Raw genomic sequence first — 19,981 nt, 5'->3', positions numbered from 1 at the left:
TATGTTTAGCGGAGAGAAAACAACTCACAGCTATTAGCATAACTGCTAATACGCAACTTATCAGTGTCAACCTGCAGATATTCACCTAATTGCTGAGCGATATGAGGCAAAAAAGCCGGCTCATTGTTGCGCTTTCGCGGACGCAACGTCTTTGGAAATAAGTATGGTGCGTCTGTTTCAAGAATGAGTTTATCAAGCGGAATATGGTTTACAGCATCACGCAGATCCTCACCGCGCTTATCGTCACATACCCACCCGGTAATGCCAATAAAAAGGCCTAAAGATAAATATGTTTTTACCTGTTCAGCTGTGCCCGTAAAGCAGTGAGCAATTCCTCCCTTCAATTGCGGCATATACTGAGTTAACAGTTGAACCTGCTCGCTAAAGGCATCCCTTTCGTGTAAATACACGGGTAAATTTAACAAAGCAGCTATTTTTAACTGTGCTTCGAAAACCGTTAATTGAATATCTTGAGGCGAAAAGTTACGGTTAAAGTCTAATCCGCATTCACCAATAGCTACACAGCCTTCGTGCTGAGCAAGCTCACGTAATCGGTCATAGTCACTTTCGGTGACGTCTTTGGCATTATGAGGATGTACTCCAATGGTGAAACAGCATTGTTCAGAGTACTTTTTATAAAGCGCTACCGCTGCATCCCACTCTTTAGGATGAGTAGTGATGACGCAAAGCTTCTCAACACCGGCTTCTTGCGCTCGCTGGATAACCTCGTCGGCGTCAAAGCGCTTATCAAGCAGATTGACGCCAGCGTCGAACCAAGGCATCTATTTTACGCGCTTTACTTTAATGCGCTTGTTAAGACCTTCAACACTTAGGAAGAAGGCACCAAAAAGACCCCGCTCAACAGAGACAGCTTGTCCTTCCTCAAGCTTCAAGTGCGTTCGATCCGTTTGCTGCCAGACAGATCCATCGCTGAACGTTAGCACATACTTATCGCGAGGGTTTTTCTTAATTGTGCTAATAGTGACGGTAATTTCTGAGGTCTCTTTTGTTAAGTCGCGCTTATGCTCTAGACCAAAGTCACTTTCCGGCTTTGAAGGCGCAGGTTGTCGATCGGCCTGCGCTGGGCGCGGACGTGTTTGTGCGCTGTTATTTGGCTTATATGCCTTTAGCTGGCTCACTTGCTCGTTAACGCCTTCATATTGATTTAACGACTTTGCCACACCGTCGTAGCACATTAGGCGCTTAAGGCTATTATCTGTATTACGGCACTTTTCCATCGCTTCACCGATAGATTCAGCGTGTGCTTGGAACGCACTGAAAGCACAAAGTAAAGTAGCAATAGCAAGCAGTTGAGTTTTCATTATTATTCCTTTCTCTTTTTAACTTTTACGTATTGTCAGTAGCTTCTTCTGAGTCGTCTTCGCTTGGCTTTTTACCTGCATAAAAACCACCCACAATAACACCGACTTCAAATAGCAACCACATTGGTATTGCTAATAACGTTTGAGAGATAATATCTGGTGGCGTAAGCAACATGCCTACAACAAACGCACCTACAACCACATACGGGCGTTTGGCTCTAAGCGACTTGGCGTCAGTTACTCCAGTCCAACACATCAAAATAATGGCTATCGGTATCTCGAATGAGACCCCAAATGCGAAGAACAGTTTCAATACAAAATTTAAATAGCTAGATATGTCTGTGCTTACCGTCACCCCTTCCGGCGCAACACTTGTAAAAAATGCGAACGCAATAGGGAATACGACAAAATAAGCAAAAGCCATCCCAGCATAAAATAGTAAGGTGCTTGATAAAAGCAGGGGCGCTACAAGGCGTTTTTCATTTCGGTACAAGCCCGGAGCAACAAAGCCCCACACTTGGTAAAGTACATAGGGGATAGCAATGAAAAACGACAGCACCAAGGTAAGTTTGAAAGGCGCAAAAAAGGGCGATGCCACGTCGGTTGCAATCATACTTGAGTTTTCAGGTAGCGTTTCAAGTAATGGCATAGCTAACAGCTGGTAAAGGTCTTGTGCGAAAGCGGCAAGACATACAAATACGACCAGCACACTCAAAAGTGCTTTGAGAATACGGCTGCGTAATTCAATTAAATGAGAAATGAGATTGTTAGCGTCAGACATCTATTGCTTTTTATATGGTTCTTGAACCGACTCGGCGGCTTTTTTTAGCTCATCGACACTTTGTTCAAGTTCAGGTGAAAGATCTTTAAGGCCTTGCTGCTCTGCTTTTTTCAAGTTTTCATGCAATTCATGCACGCGCAGCTGATGCTCAACCTCCTGCTTAAAGCCCGTTGCTACATTACGCACGCTGCGAATTGTATTTATTGTAGAACGCATGGCACCTGGCAGTCGTTCGGGCCCTAAAATAAGGAGCGCCAACACGCCTACTACCAATAGCTCCCAAAAGCCGATATCAAACATCAGGATTTTTCTTTAACGTCGCTCTGCGTTTTTGTCGAAACAGGCTCAGCCGCTGACTTTTCTTCAACTTGCTTTTTTTGTTCAAAGTCGGCGTCTTTGTCTTCTTCACTCACTGCTTTCTTGAAGCCTTTGATTGCGCCGCCTAAGTCAGTGCCTATACCTTTTAGTCGTTTAGTGCCAAACAATAGCACTACGATAACCAATATGATCAGCAACTGCCAAATACTAATACCACCCATAAAAATAATCTCCCTTACATCGTTGTGCACAGTATGCCATTGCCCGCAAATGCTTTCACCTGAATATTTACTTCAATGAATAAAGATTGACGTTTTGATTGGGACAATCCATGCTCTGTATATCCCCAATGCGAATGGTCGAAACATTCAACTATGCTATTTTTTACAAGGAGTTAGTGAGCAATGCTGTGCCTTACTTTGGTCTATTGCCATTTGTTGCTCTCCGCCACTTCAACGCTGAATAGCCCCTCATATACGTTGAACCTACCCGAAAACACGACCAATAAGAGCGCTGCTTATCACAATGACGTAAGCACCTTACATGCCTTTTCTTCTAATCGTTTAACACAGGAGTATGACACTCAGCCTCGAACACAGGCCCAATATAATGAGCAATGGTTTGATATTTGGCAGCGTAGTTTCACCGACACCATGGACTTCACCGTAAAACAGCTTGATGGTTTGTTTGAAAGCGATAGCCTTCCCATCACTTCAGGGCGCAAAGAAGCAAGAGCGGAAGGCCGTGTACAATTGTCGTGGGAGCCAAGAAGCAGCATGCTCTCGGATACCGACTTACGCTTTCGTATTCGTGTTCGTTTGCCTGCTTTAAAAGAGCGCGTTGATTTACTATTGAGTGACAATGAAGACGAAACACAGAACAATACGATACGTGCAGCAAGAGATACCGGCAATAATAACCGGGATAGAACGACTATTGCGCTTCGGTTTCGTCCAGAGCAGGATTCACATTTTTCGTATAGAGTTGGCGCAGGACGTCGAGACCAACTCTATGCCATGACGCGATATAAAGACGCCTTCGCCTTTTCTAAGCAATGGGCTATGCTCTATGACGCAGAGCTCTATTATTACACCCGAGACCGATTAGGCGCTGAACTTGGCTGGGCGGTGCAATACGAGATGAGCAAAAACCACCTCATTCGCCAAAACAACCGCTTTTACTTTCGCGATGACACTAACGACTGGTTGTGGCGCCACGAAGTCCATCATTTATTCTCGGTAGATCAACATAACGCCGTTATACCCCACTTAATGGTAGAGGGCTTGAGTCAACCTAATTACCGCGTAGAAGAAATTTACGGCGGGTTTAGGTGGCGCAACAACATGCTGCGCGATTGGCTGTTCTTTGAAGTTGAACCCTTTGTCTTATGGCTACGCAATGAAGACTTTAAGACGTCATACGGCATAGCGTTGCGCATTGAAGCCTACTATGGGCGAGACTCTTAAATACAACCTAGTCGTAAATCACAAACGGAACCTTGCTGTATGCGCAATAGCGCAGTTTGTGAAAACGTGACGCTTCTGAAGGCTGTAACACGTGTATATTCCCACCATCCTGCCAGCGAATCATGCCTTTGGAACGACAAAGGTTACCCGATTCCTGTCGCCACTTTCCCTGCTCATTGCGTTTGAAAGAAGCAGGCTTTTCCAATGATTCGAGTGTGAGCTTCAGCTCTCCTGATGTTATTTGTCCGGAGCTGTTGGCTGGTAAGTAACTCGCCTCACCTGCAATGATACGTTTGGAGCCTTCAGGTGAGTGTGAAATGTCTTCTTTACCTTTACTCATGTCTACGATAAACACGCCCCCTTCGCCCAATACAGTGAAAGACGCGTTTTCAAAGGGCGCTTTTGCATCCACAATCAACGCCGTGGTTTCATCGACACCAAAGCCAAACGATTGGCCGCTTGACGCTGTGGCCGCGATGAGACGAACTTCGCGATCACGTTCTGAAAAATGAGTATCAAGTAAGCCAAAATTGAAAAGCCCTAAACCTCCGGCAGGGTTGATAGTCATTGCACCATCGGTTAGTTGATTTTCACATTGAGCGCTGTCCTCGCAGCGTTGTGATGTAGGATTAATCCCATACACACCACCAGATAAGACCCCAAAAGAATTTCCGCTTGTTAACATGGGAACAGGTCGACGATTGTTGTATCCACCAGCCTGTACTGCTGTTCCTGCACTGGTCCCCCCTACTACTAGCTGATCGTCTCGCCAGAGTTCACGCAGTTCAATAAGAAAGTCGCTGGGTTTTCCTGTTGGAGTACTTAGCGCAGCAAGGGTTTTACTTTGGTCTCCGCCGTTGAAAAATAAGCCATCGAGACTAGATAGTGTATTTATGGCCAACTGGTTGTCTTCACACCATGAACGCTGTTTACTTGTACGCTCCGGATATAGCCTCTCTTTATCAAACAGAGAATGCTGCGCTCTGAAAAACGCTAGATTGTTACAGCCTTGACCTCCCAGACTTTTAACATAAACGGCCTGCTGAAAAGCAGGAGTTAATGGGAGCCAAACCACTTCTACGTTAGGTTGCTGGAAAACACCTGTGTAGAAGTCTACCGCTTCAAATGGGTCGCGTGACGATGCCGTTACAATACCGATGATCGTTCGAGCGCTTGAATCGGCGTTCCCCTTTTTCGCAATTTTAGCCTGTCGTTTAGCATGTGCAGCCTCAATAAACGCGTTATAGATATCAATTGACGCCCTAGCTTTTGTATTTGTTAAGGATACTTGCTCTTGTAATCGGTTGCCTAGCTCATCTGTTTGCTGCGCCTCTAGGGAGTCCAACAAAATGAAGTAGTCAGTATCAGAAAGGGAGCGAATATCGCTGTTTGATAACCCGGCATCATTGAGGGCATCTAGCAGCGCATTTTTTGTATATAACCGCCCACCTTCAGATGAATATACATTCACTAATTTTGAATATAAAAAATCATTGTTTTGTGAGTGTTTGTTCGCCAAATCCTGATATCTACGCAGTGATTGCTGATTTATTTCGTACAAAATTTCCGCTTTCCCAGACGCAAAGTTTGACGACGAACTGCAGTTTTTCGTTGACATACTCGAACATGTTTTTAATGCCCCGCCCGCCAAAACAAGATTAGGGGATGAGAAACAAAACATAGAAAATACAGTAAGATAAAAAAACATAAACAATGAAGCTAGTGTTTTAAAACTATCTTTAATGTAGTAAGAACTTGCGCGCAAAAAAATAACTTTCATTAAAACCAACGGAACATTTAATTGATTGACTTTTATTCACCGTAGTGTTAACTAATTATTAATGTCAACGGTTAAGTTTACGCCGTACAACAATATTTGATTCAGGCGAAATGCATAATTCGTCACAACACTGGTTTTTATAAATGATCAAGAAAGCTGCCAACCTAGGCAACTATCGCTATCAAAACTTTTACTTGTCGGAGTGGTTCGACGAGTAGCTCCTGCGCCCTTCAATTCATTGAAGCGGTCACGCTGCGCCTTGCAGCAAATTTTTATCTAAACAAGTGTTGAATCGCGCAAAAAGCGGCATTAGACCGTGCGCGTTATGGGGATCACAATAATGAAAAAATCGACGTTAGTTCACAAATTAGGTGTGTCTGTTGGCACGCTAAGCTACCTATCGCTTTGTATATCTGGCGCTGTGTTTGCGCAATCTGTATCAGCACAAGAAACGAGCGAAGAAGAAGTTGTAGAGCGCATTCAGGTCACCGGCAGTAATATACGCGGTGCGGATATGGAAGGTGCGCAGCCGCTAACCATTCTAACTTCAGAAGATATTTCCCGCACAGGCGCATCTACCATTTCAGAGTTAATGCGTACGGTAACGCAAACCCGTGGCGGCGTTGGCACATTTGACACCACCCAAAGTGGGGCGACGTCAACCTCTACACCACCCGGTCAAGCGGCAGCATCACTTCGAGGCATTGGTCCCTCTTCAACGTTAACACTTGTCAACGGACGCCGAATTGCAGCAAGTTCATTTGCTTCTGGTACTGAGAATTTTGTTGATATCAATAGTATTCCCGCCTCTGCGGTAGAGCGTGTAGAAGTGCTGGCAACGGGTGCATCGGCGATTTATGGTGCAGACGCTGTTGCTGGTGTTATTAACTATATTCTTAAAAACGATTATGAAGGGCTAGAACTTCAAACTAATTACGAGAATACCACCAACGGCAATGATCATGGTGCCTTCAATGTTCAAATGCTGTGGGGTAAAAATTTTGATAACGGCAGTAATTTAACGGCGTTCTTCGACTACTTCGACAGAAAAGCGATCCGCGCTACCGATTTTTCGCAAACGCGCGATCCTGTTTTGGAAAGTAGTTACTCGTATCTTGCCAAAGGCCAGCCCAACATTTTCTTTCGAAGTACACTAGACCGCTATGAGATGCCTGCACCTAACTGCCCTGATGAGCTAACAACCACCGAGCTTGATGAAGAAATCTGTGCATACTATGCCAATGAAGACGACTTCTTTGAAACACCGCTAGAGACATTATCAGGTGGCTTCACATATACCTATCAAGGTAACGACTTTACCTGGCGAACAGACCTGCTGGCCTCGCATACCAAATCGACTTCGTTCTCAACGCCTTCGCCCATTAATCAAGTAAACGATGAAGAAGGTGCATGGATAGGAATTGAGGCCCTAGATGCATTAGAAGAAGGGGCGCGTAATACAATTTTAAACAACTTAGAAGATATTTCTTTCTTCTCTCAATTAGATCGCGAAATAGACGGCTTTCAATATGATGCTCGATTTGCCTCGCCGCGTACCGTCGAAATAGAAACTGACGCTATTCGCCTGGTGTCGTCTTTACAGGGGTATTTTGGTGAATGGGAATGGGAAGCTGGCGCACTGTACTCTCGCAGTGAGTCTGAACAGGTTGCAACACAAGGTATCTACAATCGCTATCTATATACGGCGGCCGTCCAAGGAGAGCTCTGTGATACTGTCGAGATTGCGCAGTATGATAGCACAAACGATATTTTAAGCTGTGGCAGCGGCGCACTGTTACCTGCCTATAATCCTTTCCTAGTAGGCAATGCGCAGAACGACGCTATTTTGGGCTTAACACAAGCACGCCCCACTCGTGATGGAACCAGCGAAATGTTCGGCTTAGATGCCAAAATTAACGGTGAAATAGCGCAGTGGAATGGCAATGCTGTGTTACTGGCTGCTGGAGTTGAATTAAGACGGGAAGAAATCACTGATTTGCCGTCTTTAGACTCACAAGCAAGAGCGGAAAATAACTTTCTTGTCGATGTTTTTGGATTCGGTTCAAGTGCCTCAGCGGCAGACAGAAATCAGATGGGCATTTTTACTGAACTCTTCGTTCCTGTTACCGATCAATTTGATATTAGTCTTGCGGGCCGTTTTGACGATTACAATGATTTTGGCAGCACGTTTAATCCAAAAGTGGGCTTCACCTACCGCCCTATTGATGACTTAGTACTTCGCGGCTCGTGGTCTACAGCATTCCGTGCGCCTTCTTTGACTCAAGCTGGCGTACAGCTGCGAACGACTCGCGCGTCTTTCGACTGTTCAGTGAACGAAGCCGTTTCAGATTTGTATTGCGAGGGGCAAGGTAGCGTTCGCGGCAATAACGTACTTGAGCTTGGTAACCCAGCGCTACGCGCTGAAGAGTCTGAAACGTACTCATTTGGTTTTGCCTATAGCCCAACTGAAAATACCACGATTACGGTTGATTACTGGACCTTCGATCACGAAGACATTGTCGATACCAATATGACCGGGGTTTTAGATCGTGCCATTACCGATGCTTCACTTCGCCATTGCGGTGTATTGGATGAGGGAGAGGTAGGTATTTCGTACTTAGAAGACCTATGTTTGGTAACCGATAATGCAGGGAATACCATTGAAGATGAGGGCGCTAACTTAACTGAAATCCTCAATGCTTGGATTGACTTTGACGACCCGCGCTTTTTTGAGTTACCCCTGTTTAGAGATCATATTTTATTGCTTGATAATACGGGCACTCAAGAACTCGAAGGTATCGACTGGGACCTAGACCATGACTTTCAGTTAGATAGTGGCACGTTGGAGCTAGGGTTTTCTGGCACTCACTACCTGACCTACGACCGCAATAGACCTGGTTCTGATGAAATTGAGTCATTAGCGGGAACTTTCCTTTACCCTGAAACCGTTGCCACAGCTGAACTTTTCTATGTTCAAGAGGATTGGTACGTAGGTGCTTACGTCTTCTATACCGGCAGCTATGATGACGATATAGTTCGTTTACGTGGCAGAGAAATCGACGAGCTAATTGAGTTGGGCGCCATCGAAGATGAAGATGATACCCGCAATGTAAGCAGCTGGACTACCGTAACACTCAGCGCTGGCTATTACTTTGAGAATGCTGACTTGCGCCTTACTGTTGACAACGTATTTGACCGAGATGCTCCTACGGCTTATGGCTCTGGTAGAGGTTTCGACGCCTTTAACCACGACCCGTTTGGTACGCGCTACACACTTGCGTTTAGCTACTATTTTCACTAAGTGATGAAAGGGGGCGTTAAGCCCTCTTCACTTTCGGAGGTAAGGTTGCAACATTCACCTTCAACATCGCGAATGCCTGATGCATTCGTAATCTTATTTTTTGTAATACTGCTTGCAGGGCTAGTGGCTTGGCTTGTGCCAGCAGGCACCTTTGACACCAAAAGTATCGCTACATCAGACGGTAACGTGAAAACCGTACTTGATGCCGATAGCTTCAGATATGTAGAAGAAAGCCATGGTTTTGTGTTATTCGATGGCACTGGCAACACAACAGGCATTGCCAACTATGCGTTTGACGGTATGGTTTCCGGCGACAAATGGGGCGCGGCAGTCGGCGTTATCGCTTTTATTCTTATCGTTGGCGGCGCCTTCGGCATTGTGATGCAAACAGGTGCAATCAACAACGGTATTATGGCGTTGATAAAGCGCTACCAGCACGCCGACAATTTGTTGCTTCCCGCGCTATTTTTACTGTTCTCATTAGGTGGGGCAGTATTTGGAATGGGCGAAGAAGCCATTGCATTTTGTATTGTGCTAGTGCCGCTAATGACCGCCATGGGCTATAACGGCATTATGGCAGTGCTTGTAACTTACGTGGCTACACAAATCGGCTTCGCTACAAGCTGGATGAACCCTTTTTCTGTTGCCATAGCACAAGGCATAGCCGATGTGCCGCTGATGTCTGGTCAATATTTTCGCATGGCCATATGGGCTCTATTTACCGCTTTTGGTTTAATCTTCACTTTGCGTTATGCAAAACAGCTAAAAAATAATAACCAAGCATTTAATGGTACAGCTTCAGTAAGCAAACAAGCGCCTTCTTTAGAGTTCACGTCATCTAACGCATCAACAAATGAACTCACTGAACCACATTTTTCCGTTACCGATAAACTTATTCTTGCCGCCTTTTTTGCCTGTATTTGTTGGGTGATGTGGGGGGTAATTGTTCACGCTTATTACATACCACAAATTGCCTCACAGTTTTTCTGTATGGGCATCATGATAGGTGCCATCGCGTGGATTGGCGGACGCATGCGAGTCAATGATATCAGTGCGGCGTTTGTTAGCGGCGCACAATCGCTGCTGCCTGCTGCACTCATTGTTGGTATGGCAAAAGGCATAGTATTAGTACTAGGTGGTGACGACGTGACTTCTCCCTCTGTGCTGAACACCTTGCTACATCACACGGGCAGCGCGTTGGCACAAACCGGTTCCGTAATGAGCGCTTGGCTAATGCTGTTGTTTCAAAGCATCTTTAATTTTTTCATTGCTTCTGGATCAGGACAAGCCGCTATTACCATGCCTCTAATGGCACCGCTATCAGACCTTGTGGGCGTGACTCGCCAAGTTGCCGTGCTAGCTTTTCAGTTAGGCGATGGCCTGACTAATTTAATCATTCCGACTTCTGCTTCGCTAATAGGTTGCTTAGGTGTGGCTGGCGTAAGTTGGACAACATGGGTAAAATTTATTGCAAAGTTTTGCGCCTGCCTTTTCGTACTTGCGTCGCTTACTATTATCACCGCCGTTCTTATAGGTTTCTCTTAAATGCTAACGCTAATCAAAAATGTAGAATGCTACTCTCCTTCAGCACAAGGCACGGTAGACATACTTATCGCCAACAATGCTGTTGCACATATTGCCCCTAACATTTCGATGGATTCACCTTCTCTAAATATTATTGACGGCAGTAATTTGATTGCGATGCCTGGCCTTGTTGACAGTTTAGTGCATATTTCTGGTGGCGGTGGCGAGGGTGGCTTTCACACTCGTACGCCACAAATGTCGCTGACTGATGCTAGTTTACATGGCGTAACAACTGTTATTGGTGCGTTAGGTACCGATGCAACTACACGAACGCTGCCTGATTTAGTGGCTAAGACAAGAGGCCTAAACATTGAGGGGATCAGCGCGTATTGTTACACAGGCTCCTATCATCTTCCGGCCCGTACCATTACGGGCAACGTTACAGATGACGTTGTGCTAATCGACTGCATGATTGGGGTCGGAGAAGTCGCAATTGCCGATCATAGAGCTGCCGAGCCGACTGTCCAGGCGCTTGCAGAGGTTGCAGCACAAGCACGAACTGGCGGCATGATTTCTGGTAAAGCGGGTATTGTTTACATACACACTGGCGACGGAGAGCGCCAACTGTCTGTATTGCATGACGTTGTTGATAATACAGATATTCCGGCAAGCCAGTTCTATCCAACTCATATTAATAGAAACCAAAGTTTGTTAGATGCAGGAATCGCTTGGGCACAGAAAGGTGGTGTTATTGATATGACCACAAGCACCAACGAGCAATTTATTGAAGAGGGCGAAATACCCGCTGCAGAGGCCGTTGCCTATTGCCTAAATCAGGGTGTGCCTGCAAATTGTTTAAGCATGAGCTCAGACGGAAACGCTAGTCTTCCAGTATTCGATGAAAATGGCATGCTTGTAGGCTTAGAAGTAGGCAAAGTAGGGAGTTTATTTGAAGCATTTAAAGCGCTGGTATTACAACACAATGTATCGCTAGAGAGCGCCATTGCGGTAGTCAGTAGCACCCCCGCCAAGAGACTTAAGCTGCATCGCAAGGGAAAAATCGATGTTGGATGTGACGCCGACATTGTGCTTTGCGAGAGGGAAACACTGGATGTTGTTCATGTTATCGCTAAAGGTAAGCAACTGGTTCAGTATGGCCAGGCTTTGGTCAAAGGCACGTTTGAATAACTAAACCTGTACGACAAACTGTGCATCGCACTACGTTGTTTTTTTAACAAGAAAAAGGGCGCAAGCGCCCTCTTTCGTTTATTAACTATGAAGTATTGAGTCGATGTTTACGCAACTCAAATTAAGGACGAAGCGCCCTATCACCTCGTGCAAGACCACACACACCCGTACGCGATGATTCGATAATTTCAGCACACTGCCCCATAGTCGTGGCAAATGCATCTAGCTTATCTGTGGTGCCCGTAATTTCAATGGTGTAGTTGTTTACGTTCACATCCACAATACGCGCACGGAAGATATCAGAGTTCCGCTTCACTTCAGCACGTACCGACTCTGTGCGAGTCGCAACTTTAATCAGCATAAGCTCGCGCTCAATGTGCGTACCCTCAGTTAGGTCGACCACTTTTAGCACATCTATAAGCTTATTCACTTGCTTGGTGATTTGCTCTATTACTTTGTCGTCGCCGTGGGTGATAATAGTTAGACGCGAAAGGCTCGCGTCGTCGGTTGGTGCCACACACAGTGAGTCGACGTTGTAACCACGCTGAGAAAATACACCAACAATTCGAGATAGTGCACCAGGGGCGTTTTCCATTAATACAGAGATAATACGTTTCATCAGGTTCGCTCCGTCTTGCTTAAGCGCATGTCATCCATTGCGCCAAACTTAATTTGCATTGGATATACGTGTTCGTTTTGGTCTACTGCTATGTCCATAAACACTAAGCGATCTGTGTAGCTGAAACATTTCTCCATTGCTGCATCTAGTTCGTCGAGCTTGTCTACTTTAATGCCCACATGCCCGTAAGCTTCTGCCAACTTCACAAAATCAGGCATTGAATCCATGTAAGAATGTGAGTGACGTCCTTTGTAAATCATATCCTGCCACTGACGAACCATACCTAGGGCACGGTTATTCAATGAGATAATCTTGATAGGCAGGTTGTACTGCAAACAAGTAGATAGCTCTTGAATATTCATTTGAATACTGCCGTCACCCGTTACTACCACAGAGGTTGACCCTGGGTGCGCAAACTGCACGCCCATTGCAGCCGGTAAACCAAAGCCCATGGTGCCAAGACCACCGGAGTTGATCCACTGACGCGGTTTATCATAAGGGTAATAAAGCGCAGCAAACATTTGGTGCTGACCAACATCAGAACTAACATAAGCTTTACCGTCGGTGTGCTTGTACAAGGCTTCGATAACACGCTGTGGTTTAATTACTTCTTCGCCTTGCGCGTAGTTCAAACACTCACGAGAACGCCATGTTTCTATCTGCTGCCACCAGTCGGCTAGCTTTTCGCTTTGACCTGATAAGTCTTTTTTATTTACCTGACTTAAAATTTGATCAAGTACTTTATCTACTGAACCTACAACAGGTATATGCGCATTTACGGTTTTAGAAATCGATGCTGGGTCAATATCAACGTGGATAATATCTGCATGAGGGCAGAATTTATCGACGTTGTTGGTAACACGGTCATCAAAACGTGCACCGAGTGCGATAATACAGTCTGCGTTATGCATGGTTTTATTTGCTTCAAGCGTGCCGTGCATACCAAGCATACCAATAAATTGCTTATGCGTTCCCGGCATAGCACCAAGGCCCATCAGCGTACAAGTTACTGGAGCATTTAGCTTTTCAGCTAACTCAATAACTTTTTCTGACGCGTCGCAAGCTACTGCACCACCACCTACATATAATACCGGGCGTTCTGCTTTAAGAAGCGACTCAACCGCTTTCTTCACCTGCTTGGGGTGGCCTTTTTCTGTTGGGTTATAAGAGCGCATAGTAACGTCGGTTGGATACACATAAGGATGTTCTTCCGCTACGTTAACAATATCTTTTGGCAAATCTACAACCACCGGCCCAGGACGACCTGTGTTGGCAATATAATAAGCTTTAGCAATCGCTTCTGGGATATCAACCGCGCGCTTTACCAAAAAGCTGTGCTTAACGATAGGGCGTGAGCACCCCACCATGTCAGTTTCTTGGAATGCGTCTTCACCAATATGCTTCGACGGCACCTGTCCCGATAAAATAACCATCGGAATAGAGTCCATATATGCAGTAGCAATACCTGTAATAGTATTCGTAGCGCCTGGACCTGATGTGACGAGCACTGTGCCGGTTTTGCCAGTTGAACGTGCATAACCATCCGCCATATGGGCGGCTGCCTGTTCATGACGTACGAGGACGTGTTTGACATCATCTTGCGCAAATAACGCATCATAAATGTCTAGTACGGCACCACCTGGGTAACCGAACACGTGTGTCACTCCTACATCTTTTAGCGCTTCAACCACCATGGCTGCGCCCGACATCATTTTCACAGTGCTTTCTCCTGTAATGGGTTGGGGGGTTTGTCAGCGTACGTTGACGATGCCCCGACTATATCTAAGGTAATAGGAAGATAAAACACCAAATTGCGCAAAAGTGAGATATATATCCCAATAATCGCAATAATTAGGATGAATATTTCGCCGTAAGCGCAATTTTGACAGAAAATAGGATATTTATTTACACAATGTTAACAGCGAAAACAATAAAAATGATTGCTCTAAGAGGGGCGCCTCTACGCATTTGAGATGCATAAAGGCATAACATTAATCATCGAGGTCGATATCAAGATCACTGTTATCGCTTATATCTTGATCATCGTCAACCTCTTCTGCAGCCGGACGCTTAGACCCATAAATGCTAGCAGCTTTTGGCCTATTGATTCGAGCTTGGTATTTCAACCACGCTTTTTCCTGAGGTGTTGAGGGTTCACGGTGCCCGAGAGCAGACTCTAGATAGGCTTGTTCTTCGTCGTTCTCCGGCGTGATCTTTCCGTCAACAAGCGCAGCAAACAAGCTACCATGGGCCTGAAGAAGCTTACTTTCATTAATTGAAAAATCCCCGGAACGTGCGAATCCGTAAGGGTAATTTTTCTTATCTGCGAAAGGTTTTCTAGTGACTTGTTCTTTTGTGATTACAGACATCTTAACCTCTTTCATCGTGGTCCCCCTAATAAAGTTCACCAAGAGAACAACCACTTAATTGTTGAATGAAATAGACTTCCGATATAGCGCCTTAATCGCTTACCAGTGTATTCTTAGATGTGTTTTCGCATGCTGTCAATTAGAAATACTTCTATAGTAAAAACTTAATATTGCGCCAGTAACTAGACATAAAAAAAGGCCGCAAAAGCGACCTTCAAGTAGCAAGACATCGTTTAGCGTTTTTCGCTTACCCAAACGGTGATGGTGCCATCTACGACCACGGTGCCTTCAGCGTTGTACGCCTTTACTGAAATAGGCAAATCACCAGGCTTCCATGCATCTGCTGGTACTTCGGCGACACAGCGAATGTCTGAGTCTGCTTTTGCTGGGTATTTCACTTCCATGCCCTTTGGGATCCACCTTAGATTTTTAGGGATTGATGCTTCGCACATAAAGCCCATGGCCATTTCTAAACCATTACAAATCGCAATGACGTGAACAGTGCCAATGTGATTCTCTACCCCTTTACGCTTTTTAATAAGCACTTCACAGTAGTTAGGTTTGATGTCTGTAATAAGTGGTGAAACTGTTGAAAAATAAGGTGCTCTGCGGGCTGAATACCAGCTAAACAGCTTTTTGCCAAAGGGCAGTTTAAGGAATTTATTATAAGTATTGAGTACGTAGTTCTTTGACATAATTGTTCACGCTGATAGTTGGGAGCTTATTATCTTTCGAGTGATTATTAAACCTGCGCCACTGGTTAGACCAGAGGAAGTTACATTAACATAATCGCAACGAAGTAGTGATGCAAATAAATTCCTATTTAGAGATATAAAAAAAGCAGCTAAAAAGCTGCTTTTTGATATCTGTGTAGACGTTACATTGTGTAATTTACGCCTAGGTAGAAGAAGCGTCCTCTAGGTCCTGCCGGTCTCGACAATGTGCCAAGGTAAGGATCTTCCTCAAACGCGTTATTGATACCACCATATACTTCTAGGCTATCTTCAAAAGTGTATGAAACAGAAAAATCATGCACCAACGCAGAGCCAGTGTGAGTTTGACTGATAAAATCAGGATCGCTCTCGATATCCTGGTTTTCTAGCCCTGGAAGTAGCTGGCTTCCTTCGTAGCGTCCTCTCCACCCAACAACGAGTTCACCAATTATATAGTCTGCACTCATGTTTACGATCCACTCTGGTCGCCCAAATGTTCCAAGAACATCAGTGACTTCGTCAGGTGCACTCACATCCCTTACTTCATCATTTTTGAGGAAGTTTGTTCCGTTGATAGTGAATTCAATTCTTCCGTCTGTGTCGACTAATTTAGCCAACTCAAAGCCATAATCTATGCGGAAATCAATACCAGATGTTTCTACCGCTGCAAGGTTGATAAACCCTGAACGAAAATCTGTGATAAATCCATTTGTAGCATCACGGTCAATTGCGTCACAAAATTGGTTGTTGATTGTTGGCGCGTCTACACAGTTAGATGCAATGTCAAAACCGGTAAGGCTATCAATCAGGCCATCAATTTCAATATTATAGTAGTCTAGTGTCACTACTAAACCTTCCAGCATACCGTCGAGCTCTGTGTCTGGTCTCCACACTGTACCAATCGTGATGGTTTCTGCTTCTTCAGGATCAAGGTCTGGGTTACCGCCCGTTGAACCAGAAACAAACGCTGAAAGGAAGTTAGTAGAATCATAAGTGCCATCAGCTACCGCGTCGCCAATCAGTGCAATACAGTTCGCTTCTCTGAACTCAGAGCCCGCACTAATTAAGTTTTGGTTACAAGGGTCATCTCCTGCACCAAGTGAAGCCGCAAATGTAGGTGCGAAGGCTTCATTAATGTTGGGAACCCGCACCGCTTCAGAGAAGGTCGTTCGAATACTAAATGTATCAACAGGTGACCATACTGTTCCTATCGTCCAAGCGTCATGCGTACCATATGGGTCGTAGTCTGAGCTTCTGTATGCAGTGCGCAGCTCTAATCGCTCAGCGAAATCGACACCTTCTAGTAAAGGTATAGTTGCTTCTACAAAGTATTCTGAAACATCGTACTCACCGTCAGAAGGATTGGTTGGACCGTTGCGAGAGTCTAATGTTCCAAAGGTTAAGCCTGCTGCGGAGTATGGATCCGGCGTATAGGTACTTGACTCTTTTCGCCATTCGTAACCAAGAGCAAACATAACAGGGCCTGCCGGAAGCTCGAATAAATCAGAAGAGTCGCCCGATACTACTGCTAAGAAATTCTCTTGCGTTATATCGTTCTGCTCAGTGCCAGGTTGGAATATAAAGTTAGCCGCTTCAGCGCTGATTGAATCCTTTCCAAACAAATTCACTGGTACACAAGAACCATCACCAGGCTGGAAAGTTAAGAACCCAAAATTCGCATTCGCAGATGGAAACGGCGACGTAGGAGGAAGCGCAGAACTGTCTAAGTCAGAGCGACAAACAACATTGCCAGTTGCTGGATCTGTTACAGCGTCAATAGCAGCGAAGTATCTGTCTTCTATGCGCAAGTTCGAAGTAATGTCGGCATCAGTTCGACCGTAGTTGTAGAAAACCTCGTACTCTAGAGCGGTGTTAGGGATATAACCATCGAAGCCTGTAACAATACGATACGTTTTACGTTCCGCTTCTGGGTTTGAATTAGCGTTTATATCAAGAACATCGCGGGACATTACTAAGCTTGGTGATTCACCTTCTGCTTGTAATTCATTAATTTGAGACAGTAGAGCTGCAGGAATATACGGATTGTCTAGTGAGATTGGAATATCGTCATTGAAACCATTCACCTGATTAGTTTCTTTAGTCGAGCTAAATACGAATTTGGCATCTACAAAGAAATTTACGAATTCATTTAGTTCGTAATTTGACACTGCCTGTACTAAGACTCTTTTAGACTCTGGAAGGATAAGTTCAGCATCGGGACTACCCGGTACACCGTCACCACCACTCGCATCGAAAGGTCCAGCATAAACATCGCCGGGATTGTAGGCACTTAAGGTGCCGTCTTCACCCACTACCTGACACGTTGGAAACATGGACGTTCCGATAGTGCCGCAACCGAGCACGCCGCCAGATCCAGCGACATCTCCAAACGCACTGCCAGTTAATGAAATTACACCTCTGTCACTTGAAATTGGAAGTCTGTAGTCTGGCACCCAAGTATTCTTGAAGCGTGAATCAATACCAAATGCACTCTGAGTAGCCTCTGTATTAGCTACTTGTGTATATAGACCAGAGCCTGCGAAGTCTCTATCTCTAGCATACACTGGGCTTGTTTCTTGGTATTCAACCGCGAATACTAAATCACCTTTATCTGTAGAAAAGCCGTTGGCCAATGATAAAAAGAATTCATTTGCGTCACCATCGTCAGTCACACCTGTTTGAGTGCGAAGCTCTAGCCCGTCGAACGAGGCTCCGTTTCTCATATTAAAGTTGACAACACCGGTTACCGCATCAGCGCCGTAAACAGCTGAGGCACCACCAGTGAGGACTTCCACGTTTCGAAGTAAAGCAGTAGAGATGGTATTTACATCAACAGAGCCCGTACCCTCAATACCTGAAACATGTCATCGACCGTTTTCCATAACCAAGGTTCGCTCACTACCTAGATTACGTAAGTCCAGTAAGCTTGCTCCTAGTGGGGTTCCATTAAATGCAGAAAAAGATCCCGGCAGTGACGCCTGTAGTTGAGGCGATTCACGCAGCATGGCCCCTAAATCTATTTGACCAGATGTTTTGATATCACCAGCATTAATGGCAAGAACAGGGCTCGCTGCTTCCAGGGAGGAGTCTTGGGCAACGCGAGAACCGGTTACAACTACTTTTTCGACATCCTTCTCTTCAACAGCGGCTTCTTCCTGAGCCTGAACCGCAGATGCACTAACAGTAAGTGCAGATGCTACTGCAATTGCTAGTGCAGAAATATTGTTTTGCTTTGATGAACCAAAAGCCATGTGTGTTTCTCCAAATATACTTTCTCGTTCCGACATGCTCTTTTCGGCATGTTTAAGGAGTCTAAAAGCGATGGTTATTTTTTATATGTTTAAGAAATGCGTTGTACTTAATCTTTTTTACGATCTGTTTTTTTGCAAACTATGTGCCTATCAAAAGGCGAGTAATTAGCGAATTTACCGCTAAAAAACGGCGCATTATGCATATTTACCCACTAAAATCCATTTAATATTCAAATAGACTTATTAAAGCGCTACCAGTTGCACATTTTTCGTGCAAAAGGCATAACAAATCCTAGGTTTATCGAGATGCGGATTAAAATCAAGGCGACTACGCACCAATATAATGCAAGAACTGATGAATAAGGATTCATTATAGTGCGCGAACGCAGACAGAATCGGTGCTGGAAAATGGCATAACGAAAAACTTATACTTTGGTATAGTTTTGCAGATTACAGCTATTGCAGCTTGTTTAGATACTTATCAATATGCAATTGAATACTGCTGTGGTCTCGACACTTCACAGTACCCTGAACCGATTTAACTGCGTCACCCGCTAGCATGGGAAAGTCGCGATCGTTAAGAGTACCACCTTTGTTTTTACTGAGGGAGCTGAATAACTTTCCTTTTAAAGTGCTGCAATCAACGACTATTTCAATGCTTTTTAGAAAATCTTCGTTTTCAGTATTGAAGGAGTTGGAAAGCTTAGGGTTTCTCTTCACATTCGAATGGGTTTTGTTTGAATGTGATTGTTTAGCTATGTCATGCAATCGTTGTGCGTTCAAACGATTGATGTAATATTGTGTGGCATCCCGAATTTTAAGCTTGGTTTCTTCTTTTCTTGCTTTAAATTGTGGTGAAGGTTCTTTTATCAAAAGTTTCTGTGGCTCTTTAGATTTGCCAACCACTTTGCTAGCGCTCGATACTTTCTCACCTTTATTCGCTTTTTTAATAGCAAAGGTATGTTCTAGGTCGCTACCTTTATCATTCACTGGTTCTGAATCAATTTCGGTCTTTTGAGGGGCAGTCGTTGGCATTACTAATACTGCTTTTAACAATACAGGCGGAAATTGCTGCTGACTTACAGACTGGTTTTCTGTGGTGAATGCCAGCGCGAGTAACAAACTCCCATTGATACTAAGTGAAAGTAAAAGCGCTCGGAGATCAGAAGCGCTTGGCAGGCTTATTTGAGCAAAACAGCTCCTCTCAAGCTCATATCTATTAATCCTCTCTTCTACCATTAATGCATCCATCCATAAAGCACCTAGTAGTTGAGCACTAACCAATCAGAAAGTTCAGATAGCTTTCACTTACAAAGTAACTGCGATTATGAGGCATGAATACTGAAGAA

The 19,981-nt window shown here is 44.7% G+C and carries 17 protein-coding genes; 4 read left to right on the top strand and 13 right to left on the bottom strand.

Translation table 11 applies throughout. From position 1 onward, the window contains the following. Nucleotides 1-5: 5 nt before the first annotated feature. Genes V7R55_RS18960 through tatA form a run of 5 tightly spaced genes read right to left on the bottom strand, consistent with a single transcriptional unit; the run spans nt 6 to nt 2,648 of the window. The gene (locus V7R55_RS18960; protein WP_334060890.1) at nt 6-782 is read right to left on the bottom strand and encodes a TatD family hydrolase; all 777 of its coding nucleotides are present in this window, start codon (nt 780-782) and stop codon (nt 6-8) included. Then, complete coding sequence (locus tag V7R55_RS18955) at nt 783-1,322, bottom strand: hypothetical protein (RefSeq protein WP_334060889.1); 540 nt, start codon at nt 1,320-1,322, stop codon at nt 783-785. Between the two features lie 25 nt (nt 1,323-1,347). Then, nucleotides 1,348-2,103, bottom strand: coding sequence for a twin-arginine translocase subunit TatC (gene tatC / locus V7R55_RS18950; protein WP_334060888.1), 756 nt, complete (start codon nt 2,101-2,103; stop codon nt 1,348-1,350). Further along, the gene (gene tatB, locus V7R55_RS18945; RefSeq protein WP_012517066.1) at nt 2,104-2,403 is read right to left on the bottom strand and encodes a Sec-independent protein translocase protein TatB; all 300 of its coding nucleotides are present in this window, start codon (nt 2,401-2,403) and stop codon (nt 2,104-2,106) included. It abuts the gene before it with no gap. Next, nucleotides 2,403-2,648: a Sec-independent protein translocase subunit TatA gene (gene tatA, locus V7R55_RS18940; protein WP_232298316.1), complete on the bottom strand. Its 246-nt coding sequence runs from the start codon at nt 2,646-2,648 to the stop codon at nt 2,403-2,405. Before tatA ends, tatB begins: the two co-directional genes overlap by 1 nt. Before the next feature lie 177 nt (nt 2,649-2,825). Between tatA and V7R55_RS18935 the strand changes: the two genes are divergently transcribed. Beyond that, nucleotides 2,826-3,887, top strand: a complete 1,062-nt coding sequence (locus tag V7R55_RS18935) for a hypothetical protein (RefSeq protein WP_334060886.1) — start codon at nt 2,826-2,828, stop codon at nt 3,885-3,887. 7 nt (nt 3,888-3,894) lie between these two features. Here the strand turns inward: V7R55_RS18935 and V7R55_RS18930 are convergent, their stop codons facing one another. Beyond that, entirely contained in the window at nt 3,895-5,505 is a 1,611-nt protein-coding gene (locus V7R55_RS18930; RefSeq protein ID WP_334060884.1) for a cyanophycinase, read from the bottom strand. A gap of 502 nt (nt 5,506-6,007) precedes the next feature. Between V7R55_RS18930 and V7R55_RS18925 the strand changes: the two genes are divergently transcribed. The 3 genes from V7R55_RS18925 to iadA are packed head-to-tail and all read left to right on the top strand — an operon-like array spanning nt 6,008 to nt 11,680. Continuing rightward, nucleotides 6,008-8,968 (top strand): TonB-dependent receptor domain-containing protein, encoded by a 2,961-nt coding sequence (locus tag V7R55_RS18925; protein WP_334060882.1) that lies wholly within the window; start codon nt 6,008-6,010, stop codon nt 8,966-8,968. A 45-nt stretch (nt 8,969-9,013) separates the two neighbouring features. Further along, nucleotides 9,014-10,513, top strand: coding sequence for a putative basic amino acid antiporter YfcC (yfcC, locus tag V7R55_RS18920; protein ID WP_334060881.1), 1,500 nt, complete (start codon nt 9,014-9,016; stop codon nt 10,511-10,513). Next, a complete protein-coding gene (iadA, locus tag V7R55_RS18915) occupies nt 10,514-11,680 on the top strand; it encodes a beta-aspartyl-peptidase (RefSeq protein ID WP_334060880.1) in 1,167 nt (388 codons plus the stop codon). Nucleotides 11,681-11,801: 121 nt separating this feature from the next. On the opposite strand, the gene ilvN is transcribed toward iadA, so the two are convergent. From ilvN to V7R55_RS18880, 7 genes are all read right to left on the bottom strand, one after another. Further along, a complete protein-coding gene (gene ilvN / locus V7R55_RS18910; protein WP_014975513.1) occupies nt 11,802-12,299 on the bottom strand; it encodes an acetolactate synthase small subunit in 498 nt (165 codons plus the stop codon). After that, nucleotides 12,299-14,017: an acetolactate synthase 3 large subunit gene (locus V7R55_RS18905; protein WP_118490431.1), complete on the bottom strand. Its 1,719-nt coding sequence runs from the start codon at nt 14,015-14,017 to the stop codon at nt 12,299-12,301. Before V7R55_RS18905 ends, ilvN begins: the two co-directional genes overlap by 1 nt. 273 nt (nt 14,018-14,290) lie before the next feature. Next, nucleotides 14,291-14,683 carry a DUF413 domain-containing protein gene (locus V7R55_RS18900; RefSeq protein ID WP_334060878.1) on the bottom strand — a complete coding sequence of 131 codons (393 nt, stop codon included), beginning with the start codon at nt 14,681-14,683 and terminating at the stop codon, nt 14,291-14,293. A gap of 218 nt (nt 14,684-14,901) precedes the next feature. Next, complete coding sequence (locus V7R55_RS18895; protein ID WP_012517059.1) at nt 14,902-15,363, bottom strand: hotdog fold domain-containing protein; 462 nt, start codon at nt 15,361-15,363, stop codon at nt 14,902-14,904. Between the two features lie 182 nt (nt 15,364-15,545). After that, entirely contained in the window at nt 15,546-18,233 is a 2,688-nt protein-coding gene (locus V7R55_RS18890; protein WP_334060898.1) for a TonB-dependent receptor, read from the bottom strand. 12 nt (nt 18,234-18,245) lie between these two features. After that, a complete protein-coding gene (locus V7R55_RS18885) occupies nt 18,246-18,632 on the bottom strand; it encodes a hypothetical protein (protein WP_334060877.1) in 387 nt (128 codons plus the stop codon). Between the two features lie 456 nt (nt 18,633-19,088). Then, nucleotides 19,089-19,883, bottom strand: coding sequence for a hypothetical protein (locus V7R55_RS18880; RefSeq protein WP_334060875.1), 795 nt, complete (start codon nt 19,881-19,883; stop codon nt 19,089-19,091). Nucleotides 19,884-19,981: the final 98 nt, after the last annotated feature.

Source organism: Alteromonas sp. S005, assembly GCF_036864475.1.
Classification (GTDB): domain Bacteria; phylum Pseudomonadota; class Gammaproteobacteria; order Enterobacterales; family Alteromonadaceae; genus Alteromonas.
The sequence above is the reverse complement of the archived record's forward strand: the minus strand, read 5'-3'. Positions and strand labels throughout refer to the sequence as shown.

Bases quoted from the DNA above. Each gene is read 5' to 3' on its own strand.
- V7R55_RS18960 (WP_334060890.1), bottom strand. From the start codon at position 782: ATGCCTTGGTTCGACGCTGGCGTCAATCTGCTTGATAAGCGCTTTGAC.
- V7R55_RS18955 (WP_334060889.1), bottom strand. From the start codon at position 1,322: ATGAAAACTCAACTGCTTGCTATTGCTACTTTACTTTGTGCTTTCAGT.
- tatC (WP_334060888.1), bottom strand. From the start codon at position 2,103: ATGTCTGACGCTAACAATCTCATTTCTCATTTAATTGAATTACGCAGC.
- tatB (WP_012517066.1), bottom strand. From the start codon at position 2,403: ATGTTTGATATCGGCTTTTGGGAGCTATTGGTAGTAGGCGTGTTGGCG.
- V7R55_RS18935 (WP_334060886.1), top strand. From the start codon at position 2,826: ATGCTGTGCCTTACTTTGGTCTATTGCCATTTGTTGCTCTCCGCCACT.
- V7R55_RS18930 (WP_334060884.1), bottom strand. From the start codon at position 5,505: ATGTCAACGAAAAACTGCAGTTCGTCGTCAAACTTTGCGTCTGGGAAA.
- V7R55_RS18925 (WP_334060882.1), top strand. From the start codon at position 6,008: ATGAAAAAATCGACGTTAGTTCACAAATTAGGTGTGTCTGTTGGCACG.
- iadA (WP_334060880.1), top strand. From the start codon at position 10,514: ATGCTAACGCTAATCAAAAATGTAGAATGCTACTCTCCTTCAGCACAA.
- ilvN (WP_014975513.1), bottom strand. From the start codon at position 12,299: ATGAAACGTATTATCTCTGTATTAATGGAAAACGCCCCTGGTGCACTA.
- V7R55_RS18900 (WP_334060878.1), bottom strand. From the start codon at position 14,683: ATGAAAGAGGTTAAGATGTCTGTAATCACAAAAGAACAAGTCACTAGA.
- V7R55_RS18895 (WP_012517059.1), bottom strand. From the start codon at position 15,363: ATGTCAAAGAACTACGTACTCAATACTTATAATAAATTCCTTAAACTG.
- V7R55_RS18885 (WP_334060877.1), bottom strand. From the start codon at position 18,632: ATGGCTTTTGGTTCATCAAAGCAAAACAATATTTCTGCACTAGCAATT.
- V7R55_RS18880 (WP_334060875.1), bottom strand. From the start codon at position 19,883: ATGGATGCATTAATGGTAGAAGAGAGGATTAATAGATATGAGCTTGAG.